General features: G+C 36.9%; 10 protein-coding genes and 1 riboswitch. Of the genes, 3 read left to right on the forward strand and 7 right to left on the reverse strand.

Features of this window, described 5'->3' with window-relative positions; translation table 11 throughout:
• The first annotated feature begins 92 nt into the window (after positions 1 to 92).
• Both carB and ESU54_RS06605 read left to right on the forward strand, forming a co-directional pair.
• On the forward strand, positions 93 to 2,945 hold the full coding sequence (carB, locus tag ESU54_RS06600; RefSeq protein ID WP_111845927.1) for a carbamoyl-phosphate synthase large subunit: 2,853 nt from the start codon (positions 93 to 95) through the stop codon (positions 2,943 to 2,945).
• A gap of 80 nt (positions 2,946 to 3,025) precedes the next feature.
• Entirely contained in the window at positions 3,026 to 3,601 is a 576-nt protein-coding gene (locus ESU54_RS06605; protein ID WP_111845926.1) for a T9SS type A sorting domain-containing protein, read from the forward strand.
• Between the two features lie 19 nt (positions 3,602 to 3,620).
• On the opposite strand, the gene ESU54_RS06610 is transcribed toward ESU54_RS06605, so the two are convergent.
• From ESU54_RS06610 to ESU54_RS06640, 7 genes are all read right to left on the reverse strand, one after another.
• Positions 3,621 to 4,172 (reverse strand): acyl-CoA thioesterase, encoded by a 552-nt coding sequence (locus tag ESU54_RS06610; protein ID WP_111845925.1) that lies wholly within the window; start codon positions 4,170 to 4,172, stop codon positions 3,621 to 3,623.
• On the reverse strand, positions 4,173 to 4,541 hold the full coding sequence (locus tag ESU54_RS06615) for a 6-phosphogluconate dehydrogenase (RefSeq protein ID WP_111845924.1): 369 nt from the start codon (positions 4,539 to 4,541) through the stop codon (positions 4,173 to 4,175).
• Positions 4,542 to 4,575: 34 nt separating this feature from the next.
• Positions 4,576 to 5,790: a porin family protein gene (locus ESU54_RS06620; protein WP_111845923.1), complete on the reverse strand. Its 1,215-nt coding sequence runs from the start codon at positions 5,788 to 5,790 to the stop codon at positions 4,576 to 4,578.
• 59 nt (positions 5,791 to 5,849) lie between these two features.
• Positions 5,850 to 7,178, reverse strand: a complete 1,329-nt coding sequence (gene rmuC / locus ESU54_RS06625; protein WP_111845922.1) for a DNA recombination protein RmuC — start codon at positions 7,176 to 7,178, stop codon at positions 5,850 to 5,852.
• A 120-nt stretch (positions 7,179 to 7,298) separates the two neighbouring features.
• Positions 7,299 to 8,093, reverse strand: a complete 795-nt coding sequence (locus tag ESU54_RS06630) for an ABC transporter ATP-binding protein (RefSeq protein ID WP_111845921.1) — start codon at positions 8,091 to 8,093, stop codon at positions 7,299 to 7,301.
• Complete coding sequence (locus ESU54_RS06635; RefSeq protein WP_111845920.1) at positions 8,093 to 9,124, reverse strand: FecCD family ABC transporter permease; 1,032 nt, start codon at positions 9,122 to 9,124, stop codon at positions 8,093 to 8,095. Before ESU54_RS06635 ends, ESU54_RS06630 begins: the two co-directional genes overlap by 1 nt.
• The gene (locus ESU54_RS06640) at positions 9,124 to 10,269 is read right to left on the reverse strand and encodes an ABC transporter substrate-binding protein (RefSeq protein ID WP_111845919.1); all 1,146 of its coding nucleotides are present in this window, start codon (positions 10,267 to 10,269) and stop codon (positions 9,124 to 9,126) included. Before ESU54_RS06640 ends, ESU54_RS06635 begins: the two co-directional genes overlap by 1 nt.
• A gap of 46 nt (positions 10,270 to 10,315) precedes the next feature.
• Positions 10,316 to 10,528, forward strand: a riboswitch (cobalamin riboswitch).
• 30 nt (positions 10,529 to 10,558) lie between these two features.
• Between ESU54_RS06640 and ESU54_RS06645 the strand changes: the two genes are divergently transcribed.
• Positions 10,559 to 12,391, forward strand: a complete 1,833-nt coding sequence (locus ESU54_RS06645; protein ID WP_111845918.1) for a TonB-dependent receptor — start codon at positions 10,559 to 10,561, stop codon at positions 12,389 to 12,391.
• The last annotated feature ends 7 nt before the right edge of the window (positions 12,392 to 12,398 follow it).

Consider the following 12,398-nt stretch of genomic DNA (forward strand, 5'->3'; position numbering starts at 1 on the left):
AATTATATATAAAAGGTGTTGTTTAACTAAGCAACACCTTTTTTTTATACCCTAAAGCGTCGTAATTTTGCGGCACCGAAAAAGTTAAAAAAATGCCTAAAAATCCTTCAATTAAATCAGTTCTAATTATTGGCTCAGGTCCCATTGTTATTGGTCAGGCTTGTGAATTCGACTATTCAGGTTCACAATCTTTGCGCTCTTTACGGGAAGATGGTATCGAGACCGTTTTGATAAACAGCAATCCTGCAACCATTATGACCGATCCTTCTATGGCCGATCATATTTACCTTTTGCCACTTACAACAAAATCACTCGTAAAAATTTTGAAAGAACATCCGCAAATTGACGCTGTATTGCCTACAATGGGTGGGCAAACTGCGCTTAACTTGTGTATTGAAGCTGATGAAAAGGGGATTTGGAAAGATTTTGGCGTAAAGCTAATAGGTGTAGATATTGACGCCATAAACATTACAGAAGACCGCGAAAAGTTTAGATTATTGATGGAGAAAATTGGTGTGAAAATGGCGCCTCAAGCCACTGCCAATTCTTATCTGCAAGGAAAGGAAATTGCACAGGAATTTGGTTTTCCACTAGTAATTCGGGCATCATATACTTTGGGAGGTGCTGGTGCATCTATTGTTTATAAAGAAGAAGATTTTGACGAACTTTTGTCATATGGTTTAGAAATTTCGCCCATTCACGAGGTAATGATAGACAAAGCAATGATGGGCTGGAAGGAGTACGAACTTGAATTGCTTCGCGATAATAATGACAACGTTGTAATTATATGTACCATTGAAAATATGGATCCAATGGGAATCCATACGGGAGACTCCATTACTGTGGCTCCAGCAATGACGCTAAATGACCGCACCTTTCAAAAAATGCGCGATATGGCTATTCTTATGATGCGCAGTATTGGTGATTTTGCAGGTGGTTGTAACGTTCAGTTTGCTGTAAGTCCAGATGAGGAAGAAGAAATCATCGCCATTGAAATTAATCCGCGTGTGTCTCGTTCTTCGGCTTTGGCATCAAAAGCAACGGGTTATCCCATTGCAAAAATAGCAACTAAACTAGCTATTGGTTATAGACTTGATGAGTTGAAAAACCAAATTACAAAGTCAACTTCAGCATTGTTTGAACCAACTTTGGATTATGTTATTGTAAAAATTCCACGATGGAATTTTGATAAATTTGAAGGTTCAGATCGAACCTTAGGGCTTCAAATGAAATCTGTTGGAGAAGTGATGGGTATTGGCCGTTCTTTTCAAGAAGCGCTTCACAAAGCCACGCAATCGCTGGAAATAAAACGAAATGGAATTGGTGCCGACGGAAAAAGCTATACCAACTACGAACAGATTCTCGACAAACTGAAAAACGCAAGTTGGGATCGTGTTTTTGTAATTTATGATGCAATCCAGATTGGGATTCCACTAAGTAGAATTCACGAAATCACAAAAATTGATATGTGGTTCCTTCGCCAATACGAAGAACTATATCTTTTGGAAAAGGAAATTTCAAAATATACTTTGGAAACGCTGCCGAGGGAATTGTTGCTGGAGGCTAAACAAAAAGGCTACGGTGACCGTCAGATTGCACATATGCTGAAATGTTTGGAGAGCCAAGTTTACAAAAAACGTGAAGATATGAACATTCAACGCGTTTATAAATTGGTGGATACCTGTGCTGCTGAATTTAAAGCGGAAACACCTTATTACTATTCTACTTTTGAAAACGAAATGCAGCTTGAGGGCCAAAAACCCTTTTCCGAAAACGATAGCATAGTAACAGAAAAGAAAAAAATTATAGTGCTTGGTTCCGGTCCAAACAGAATAGGGCAGGGCATCGAGTTTGATTACTGCTGCGTTCACGGAGTTTTAGCAGCTGCTGAATGTGGGTATGAAACCATAATGATAAATTGCAATCCAGAAACTGTTTCTACAGATTTTGATGTTGCGGATAAACTTTACTTCGAACCTGTTTTTTGGGAACATATCTATGATATAATCCGCCACGAAAAGCCCGAAGGTGTAATTGTACAATTGGGTGGACAAACTGCTTTAAAGCTTGCCGAAAAGCTAGATAGATACGGTATTAAGATTATTGGGACAACTTATAAGTCTTTAGATTTAGCTGAAGACCGAGGAAGCTTTTCAAATATTCTAAAAGAGAACAATATCCCTTACCCAGAGTTTGGTGTGGCAGAAACAACAGAGGAGGCACTAGCGCTTGCCGATGAGCTTGACTTTCCCCTTTTAATTCGTCCTTCATACGTTTTGGGTGGCCAAGGAATGAAGATTGTTATCAATAAAAAGGAATTGGAAGAACACGTGGTAGATTTGCTGCGTAAAATTCCTAATAATAAATTATTGCTGGATCATTATCTTGATGGAGCCATTGAAGCTGAAGCAGACGCAATCTGCGATGGTGAGAATGTATATATCATCGGAATAATGGAACATATTGAACCTTGCGGAATCCATTCGGGAGATTCAAATGCCACCTTACCACCATTCAATATTGGTGAATTTGTGATGCAACAGATAAAAGATCATACTATAAAAATAGCGAAAGCACTAAATACTGTTGGGCTCATAAATGTGCAGTTCGCCATAAAAGATGATATAGTATATATTATTGAAGCCAATCCACGCGCCTCGCGAACAGTACCTTTTATAGCAAAAGCCTATGGCGAGCCTTATGTAAACTATGCAACCAAGGTAATGCTGGGTCATAATAAAGTAACCGATTTCAACTTTAATCCGAAGTTGGAGGGGTATGCAATTAAACAACCGGTTTTTAGTTTCAACAAATTCCCGAACGTAAACAAACAATTGGGACCAGAAATGAAAAGTACAGGAGAAAGTATTTTGTTTATAGATAGTTTGAAGGATGATGCTTTTTACGATTTATACGCAAGAAGAAAAATGTATTTGAGTAAATAAGCTGATGTTTTCCTTTTCAACTGGATTTTTTATTATTATTTTTTGTAAATTAGTGTGTCAACCTACTTAACCTTTCATTTATGAAAAAAATTACTTTGTTCTTATTTTTTATTGCAATAAACATTCTCAGTGCGCAGAATGTTGTTGAAATTGCTTGGGGACAAGGGATTAATGAATCTGTTGCCAGTCCTACAATAGAAGTGGGAGATACTGTTCTGTGGACTTGGGCAGATACTTCACAAAAAAGTGTAACGAGCCTTCAAAATGGTACCGAAGTTTTCGACAGTGGTTCGCTTAAGGGTATAAACAATGATTTTTCATATACTTTCTCTAAAATAGGTATTACCGAATATCAAAATGATCTTGCCCCTTCAATGCATGGCAAAGTTACAGTGGTTGGAAGGCTTTCAACAGAAGAAAAATTTGTAAAAAACTTGAATTTCTACCCTAATCCGGTAAAAAATGACCTGACCATTTCTTCAATTTTTAAAATTGATAGTTATCAAATTTATAACGTTTTGGGAACCCTAGTTTCCGAAGGAAAGGGATCCGGAAATATTGCCCAGGTTGATATGAGCAGATTGAACAGTGGTTTGTATTTTGTGAAAGTTACTTCAAAAAATATGCAGACCACTTTAAAAATTGCTAAAAAATAAACTTTTCGGGTATTATTTTTTATTTATAACCTTTGTAATCTACAATTACGTTATGGTTCTTTAATTCGCTAATATATTTTTCGACTTCAAAGTTGGTTTCTTGGAATTTTGAGTGCTTTTTTGAAGCCAAGCGTGAAGCGCTTTTCAAAAAACGCCTTATTTCAATCTTTGAATCCAATATTAATCCGGGCACTTCCATGCCATTGCCATTATCATCTTTTGCGACCATAGTAAAGTAGGATGAATTGCAATGTTTCTTTACTCCAGTATGTATGTTTTCGGCCTCAACCCGAATCCCGACAATCATCGAGGTTTTTCCCACATAATTTATTGAAGCTTTTAGTGTCACCAATTCTCCCACTTCAATTGGGTTTAAGAAGTTTACAGTATCTACTGAGGCTGTAACACAGTAGTATTTGCTATGCTTTGATGAACAAGCAAATGCAATTTGATCCATGAGAGACAGAATATAGCCACCGTGTATTTTTCCGCCAAAATTTGCGTGGGAGGGTAGCATCAATTCAGAGAGAGTCACTTGCGACTCTTCAATATGTTTATGAATGTCACTCATTTAATTTCTGTTGAAGTGTGGGGAGTTTTCTTTTTCAACCTCCGTAATAAAATACTTGGTATCTCCCCAAATTGCGAAGGAAGCAAATCGTTCAACGTAAGTAACTTTTACGTAGTTACCTTGAAATTCTTTCAGTTTCTCAATTACTTCAGCATCTTGATCTAAGACGGAAAAAGAGAAAATTTGTGCTCCGCTTATACCTTGGCTTATTTCTCCTTCCCAAGTCTTAATAACCACACCGCGATGGCTGAATTTTATAAGCTCACCTGCACGGGTTCCTTCGCTATAGGGAACATAATATACAAAAGCAAAATAGAGTAGGTACAACGCCAACAGACTTCCGAGGATAATGAAGAGGACTTTTTTCATCTTTTAAATTTAGACAAAATATATCATATTGCTCTTATAGAAAATTATAACCCGCAATTAAAGCGAAAGAATTATAGTCAGTGCTAATATCTAGATAATTAGTAATCTTACGGGAAGTGTGGTATCGAGCTTCAAGACTATACCTTTTCTTGTATTTGAAACCCAAACCGAAACCTATAGCAACATCTGTCTTAACATCCATATCATAACTATTTTCATTGCTTGATTCAATTTTTGAATCAAGAATTGAAGCGTCTATTACGAATGCTGCATCAAGAAAGAATGCCGAATCTTGATTCAAAAACATATAATGGCGAGCTCCAATTGGTAGCTCAATTGAATTATATTCAGCTGTTACTAATGTTGTTTTCTGGAACGTTAGGAAATCTACATAGATTACTTCTTTTTCAGCTTTATAATTGCGATAGGCGGGTTCTATAAATATTGACCATTTTCCGTTATTAAAGGGAAAAACATATTCTGCCTCCAAACCAATTCTAATTCCTGTTTGGTTATCAAATTTCAATTTTTCATCACCAGCTTTAAGAATGGATAATGATCCAAAAGTTACTCCCGGACGAATGCTTAAGTTAAATCCTGATTTGACATCTTTTTTGGCATAAACTATGTTTTCACCATTTTGGCAAGTATTATACTTTTTAAAAAGGGTAGTCAAACTGGACTTTTTATACTCAATATTTTCAAGAGCCTTGGCGTCTATACTAGAACATTGAATATCTGTGATAAGTTGCTGTTTATATCTATTATTCTTTGCAATATCCTGGTTTAAAGTAGTGTATCGCTTATAAATGAGTTGTTCAATTTTGCTGTCATTCACTTTGTAGAAAAAACGATTTTCGCCATTTTTTGTTGTGTAATAAAGCGAAGCATTGCCTTCAACCAAAACTTTTAAAAAGAGGGTTTCGTCCTTGAAAATTGGATTCCTGTCTTCGGTTAAGTCGCCAACTTTATCACTGGACTGTTCAACTGGTAAAGTCACTGTCAAATATTTGAAATTTTCAGAGGATCCAAATTCCTTTACAGTTGAAACATTGCCTAGTTTAACCTCGTCATTTTCTCCAATTTTATATTCAAATGTGGCTGGACTTCCTTTCCAATCTTCATTTTTAATCAAACAATTGGTTTTTGTTCCATTGGTTAGAACGATATATCCCGCTTCAAATTTCGTTTGCGAGAAAAGGTTCGGTACTGATAATAAAATGGTTAGAAGGAGTAATTTTGATTTCATGAATATTGGTTTTCTTAAAAGTTAAAGAGTGCAAAATAGAAAATAAATAATGGAAACCCTCATTTTTCTATAGGGCTATTTTCATCACTGCTGTTCAACAGTTTCTGATCGATATTTTTACTGGTAATAGCGCCCAGCTTTCTTAACTTTTCAACCCTTTTTACTAGATTTCCCTTGCCTTCCAGTTTAATTAAAGCATTGTCAAAAGAACCTTGAACCGTTCCTAATTGTTTTTTTATTTTGTTCAGTTCATCTAATAATCCAACAAAGGAATCGTACAATCTGCCAGCTTCTGTGGCAATCTCGAGCGTGTTTTTCTTTTGATTGTCGTTTTCCCATAGATTTTCTACCAATCGCAATGCTGCCAATAGTGTGGATGGGGTTACAATCATCACTTTTCTTTTAAACGCTTCTTGATACAGGTTTTTTTGGTTAGCTACCGCTATTGCAAAAGCAGGCTCTATTGGAACAAACATGAAAATGGTATCTGGACTTTCGTTTACGGCGTGATAATATTTTTTTTCACTTAGGGTAAGTATGTGTTTTTTTATGGAATCTATATGTTTTTTTAGATAAAGGCTTTTCAGATTTTCATCATCTTCAGAAACATACCTTTCAAAGTCGGTAAGTGAAACCTTACTGTCAATTATCATCTTTTTACCGTCTGGCAGATGAATGATGACATCCGTTTGCAGCCTACCGCCATCGGGATTGTCGTGGCTGTCCTGTATGGTATATTCGCGTCCTTTTTCCAGGCCAGATTCTTCCAAAACTCGGGACAGAATCATTTCCCCCCAATTTCCTTGGATTTTGGAATCCCCTTTTAACGCTTTGGTAAGGTTATCAGCCTCTTGGCTTATTTTAATGTTTTGCTCGTTCAAATACTGAAGTTGTTTACCCAATTCGGCGTGGGTACGCACAAAATCTATATTGTTTCTCCCAACTTTTTCTTCAAAATCCTTTATCTTTTCATTCAAAGGTTTTAAAATGTTTTCTATATTTTTTTTATTTGAATCTGTAAATTCCTCAGTTTTGTCTATCAATATTTTATTTGCGAGATTTTCAAATTTATCTTTAAAATCCTTTTCAAAATTTTGGAAACGCTCCTTTTCCTTTTCAAGTTCAGAATACAACGAATTATATTCGGCACTTTGCTTTGAAAGTTGATTGCTTATTTGTTCTTTTTCTGCCCTTACCTGCTCTTTTTCATTTGATAAAATATTGTAACGCTCGTCTAGTTTTTCTATCTGAAACTGTGCGTTTTCAAGCCGTTCTTCCAGTTTACTGGTTTCGGTTTTGTTTTTTAATCTAGCAAAAAGATTACCTATAAATGCCCCGATGAGAAGACAGATAGCAGCTAATAAAAGAAATAAAAAAGTTTCGTTCAATTTTAAGTTATTAGGTTATAAAATTATTGGGTAATAGCGTTAATTGGAAAGGATATTCCAAGGTTTTGATAAAGATAATAAGTTATACGGAATCCATTAAGCCAGTAACGAAATAACTAATTAATTTTTTATCACAAACCGTCCGATTTTTCCATCAAAATCGATGGTTTCTTTCGGGAAAAGCGTATCGAACCTTCCTGCTTCTATCAGTTTGCAGGGTTCACCAAAATAAGTTTCGTCCTTTGCCATCACCAGCAATTTGTCTGTAAGTTGGATTGCCAAATCTATTTCATGTGTTGAAAAGAAAATGGTTTTTTGTGTTTCTGAAGCCAGTTTTTTAAGCAGTTTCAACACATAAGCACGATGATATATATCTAAATGGGTTGTAGGTTCGTCCAATATTATAATCGGCGTGTCCTGTGCCAAAGCGCGTGCAATTGCAACCCGCTGCATCTGACCATCGCTGAGTTCAAAGCATTTTCGTTGGGCGAGGGCAGTGGTTTCGGTAGCCTCCAATGCGAGATTTACAGCTTTTTTATCTTCTTCAGTAAGGGAACCAATCCAATTGGTGTACGGTTGTCTTCCCAAGGAAATCATTTCCAAAACAGACAGGTTTTTAGAAGAGGGCGCTTCGGTTAAAACCACGCTCAACTGTGTTGCGAGTTGAAAGGAAGAATATTCTTTTAAATTTTTCCCATTCAAAAATACTTCACCATTTAAGGCAGTTTGCATTCCCGTCAAAGTTCGTAAAAGTGTGGATTTCCCAATTCCGTTTGCGCCAACGAGTCCCACCAATTCACCTTTTTCAATAGAAAAATTGATTTCTTGCGCAACTACTGAATTGCCCTTTTTATTCGCATAACCAACTGCAAGGTTCTGCGTTTGTAAAATGATATTTTTTTCTTCAGGAGCCATTAAAAGAAGAGTTTTCGTTTTCTAACCAACAACCAAATTACAACAGGAGCACCAATCAATGAAGTAATTGCATTAATAGGCAAAGTAAATTCGCTGAAAGGCAATTGCGCCACAGTATCACAAATTAGCATCAGCAAACTGCCGCAAAGCAGCACGGCGGGCAATAAAACCAAATGGTTTGAGGTTTTGTAAAATTGGCGAACCAAATGTGGCACAGCCAAGCCTACAAAGGCAATTGGCCCCACAAAAGCTGTAATGCTTCCTGCAAGAATACTGGTTGCCAGAATAATTATAAAAGTGGCTCTTTTTATGTGAAGCCCCATACTTTTTGCATAGTTTTCCCCCAAAAGTAATGCGTTTAACGACTTACTGCTGAAAACACTCAAAACTAAACCTATAACAAAGCAGATGCCCAAGATCAAAACGCCTTGCCACGACTGGTTCCCAAGACTACCGAAGGACCAGAAAATGTATTGTTGCAGTTGTTCCGCATTGCTGAAATAAGACAAGACCGAAACCACGGCGGTGGTTACACTACCGAACATCAATCCAATTATCAAGATTGCCATCGTGTCCTTTATTTTAAAAGTTACCGCTAAAACTGCCAGTAAGACTAAAAAACTTCCCAATGCCGAAGCGATTACCAAACTCCATTGGCTCAAAAGTATAGTTCCAAAAAACCCTCCAAAAGCGCTTGCGCCCAAAATTAAGATGGCCACGCCCAAACTGGCGCCACTGCTCAACCCAAGAACGAAAGGGCCGGCCAGAGGATTTCTAAACAGAGTTTGCATCAGCAAGCCTGAAATTGCCAACCCACCGCCGGCTAGCATTGCGGTAATTGCTTTTGGCAGGCGATAATCCATCAAAATGTATTGCCACGTTTCTTTGGATGCGCCTTTTCCTATAAAAGCTGAAAAAATTTCATTTAGGGGAATGGAAACCGAACCAACGCTCAAATTCACCAAAAATACGGCAACCAGCACCAAAAAAAGTACTGTAAAATGAAGACGATATGTTTGTGCAGTTTGCATTATTGCAATTTATCAAAAAAGTAAAGTTCGTGTTTTGGAAACAATTCTGGGTGAAGTATTTTTATGAGGTCTTTTAAAACCAAGTCTGGCCTGTTTGGTGCCAGTTCAAAATAAATTACGCCTCCAGTTTCGCCTTTCTTCAAACTATATGTATAAATATTTCCAGTTTTAAATGCTTTAAATTGAGTGTAAGCTTGGTTTGTGTTTTTCATTTCTTCCAAACTCGTAAATTGTCCAGGCCCAATCCAAACTTCGGCATCGTGCCCTTTTTCCATGACCGATTCCAAATTTAGCGATAGACCTCCTGTGCCTCTTGAATCTTTCCACAAATAATCACCGTTGGCATCGGCTATAAACTGTGCGCCCCAACTTTCGCCCTGGGGCATGAACCAAACGTCTTTATACATTGCACCGCTAATAACGGTAGGTATTCCTGGAGCTGTGGAAGCAAGTTTTTTTGCTGAAAGATATTCTGTTTCAATAGTTTTGAAAATGCTATCGGCTTCTTTTTCTTTATCGAAAAGAACACCGAAAAATTTTATCCATTCGGCTTTCCCCAAGGGTGAGGTTTCCGTCCAGTCTGAATTGTAAAGCACAGGAATCCCTGTTTTTTCAATAGTTGCGAAGGTTGAATTATTTCCGTCAACAGCAAAACCAATCACCGCATCAGGTTTTAAATCGATTAATATTTCAGTGTTTATGTCTTCGTTTCTGCCCAGTTCAGTTATTTTTCCTTCTGAAATTATTTTGCGCATTTTTTCGGAAGAAATATAATTTAGGTTTGGAAAACCTACTAACGTTTTGTTTTCATCCAACATTTCCAAAGAAGGAATATGTGTAGTTGAAGTAACAACCATTCGTTTTACAGGAACCTCAACAACGGCATCATAAATTTCAGGATTTGGAAGCGAACCATTTTTTTCAACCAAAGCATATTTAAATGTTTTGCTGGTTCCAGGCCATGGGTTTTTCAGAGTGATGGTTTTATATCCTTCAAAAGTGTTGATTTCAAATCCTTTTGCATATTTAATTTCCGAAGATTGCTTTTCAATATTGGCGATTTCTTCGGTTTTAGTATTAGGATTATCGTTTTTACAGGAGGCAAAAACACAGAGAAAAATGATTAGTAAAACAATTTTTTGCATCCTCAAAAATAATGGTTTTGTTTGGGCGAACTAGTATTTATACCCTATTTTTGCAATGAATTTTGGTGAGCAAATTTCCATAATGGAAATTGCTCTTAAAAGGGAATTCGGTTAAAAACCGAAGCTGTTCCCGCAACTGTAAGTCGTCCCGAAATATTTTCGGGCGTGCATTCTTCAAAACCACTGTCCTGATGGCTATCGGGATGGGAAGGTGGCACAAAAGACAAGCCAGGAGACCTGCCAAAATTGTAACATAAAATCATCAAACTTTCGGGATAAAGGTTGAATTATGAAACAAAATTGGCTCCATATTGTTTTTATTTTTTTTCTGTGCACGGCTTCTGCGTATGCGCAATTGGACAGCATTCAGCACTTGCCAGAAGTGATGCTGACAGATTCCAAACTCGTCCATTTTTCAAAAGGTTTTAAACTTGAAAAACTGAGCGATTCATTGGTTAAAAGAAACGCTACTTCGTTGACCGAAACGCTTCGTTATAATACTTCAATATATTTTAAGGAAAACGGTTTCGGAATGGTTTCATCGCCATCTTTCCGTGGCACAAATGCCGCGCAAACAGCTGTGGTTTGGAACGGAATAAACATCAATTCGGTGTTTACGGGACAAACGGACTTCAATACAATTTCACCGTTAAACTATAACGAAATTTCCATCAGAAGTGGAGGAGGAGGCGTACAATACGGAAGCGGAGCCGTGGGCGGAAGTATCCACTTGAACAATACATATTCCTTCAAAAAAATTGATACTACTGAGGTTGGATTGCGTTACGGAAGTTTTTCGACCGTAGGCGGAAATGCCAGCACAACCCAAACTTGGGGCGATCATTATTTGAATATAGGTGTGGATTTTATAAGTTCTGAAAATGATTATGACTATGTTGGAAAAGAACAAAGGAATAATCATGGACAATTTGTACGCTTTGCGGCAAAAGTGAACGAAGCCCGAAAACTGAAACGTGGCGTTGCTACTTGGAATTCGGAGTACACCTATAACGACCGTAATTTTTCTGGCAGTTTAAACACTAAAGGGAAAGACGCTTATAAAGATATTACCACCCGAAACCTTTGGCAATTACAGCAGAAAGTCGGCGTTTTCAATACTAAAGGGAGTGTTGCCCACCTTTTTGAACAATACAATTATTTTCCGGAAAGTGAAAACCCATTTAATACTGGTGGGAAAGCAAATACTTTTATTGGGGCGTTTCAGTCCGAGGTTTTACTCCAAAAAAAAATACGGATAAATGGAAAACTTGAATATACCTATGTTAAAGCCGAAGGTGATAATGTTGGAGATAATTCCAGGAAAACATTGGCAGCCGTGTTATTAATGAACTACAAGCTTTCTGAAAAATTTAATTATGGAATTAATTTTCGGCAGGAATTTTTAAATGATTTTGACAATCCGTTCCTTTTTTCTGCGGATGCGAAATATAGCGTTTCAAAAAACTATGCACTCCGTATAAATGGATCAAAAAATTATCGGGTACCAACATTCAACGATTTGTATTGGTACGCTGGTGGAAATATTGATTTGAAACCGGAAACTTCATATCAAGTAGAACTTGGGCAGGAAGTTTCAGTTGGAAAACTGAAAGTTGATGTTGCTGCCTATTATATTTCTTCTGAAGATTTAATAAAGTGGATTCCCGGAAACGGTGGACTTTGGCAACCCGTAAATATCAGCAAAACCAGAAATTATGGCATTGAGGCTGTACTTGGATATTTTTTAAAGCTCAACAATAAACAATCATTGGATTTTAACGCAAACTATTCATATACCAAAGCGGAAGATTTGGAAAAGGAGAAGCAACTTATTTATGTCCCTTTTCATAAAACTTCTAGTACAATTGAGTATAATTTCAAACACTTTTCGTTTTATATTCAAGGATTATTCAATGGTGAAGCATACACAGCCACGGACAATAGTGAAAGTGTAGCTAGTTACACCATCTTCAATCTTGGAGCGCAATACACATTGCCATTTAACCCAAATATAACTTTTGGTGGGCGGCTTAAAAATGTTTTTAATGTGTATTATGAAAACGTTGCATACAGACCAATGCCATCCCGAAGCATTCAAATATTCTTAAATTTTAATATATAACTAAAAT

This window comes from Aequorivita antarctica (assembly GCF_007997155.1).
In the GTDB taxonomy this organism is placed as follows: Bacteria; Bacteroidota; Bacteroidia; order Flavobacteriales; family Flavobacteriaceae; genus Aequorivita; species Aequorivita antarctica.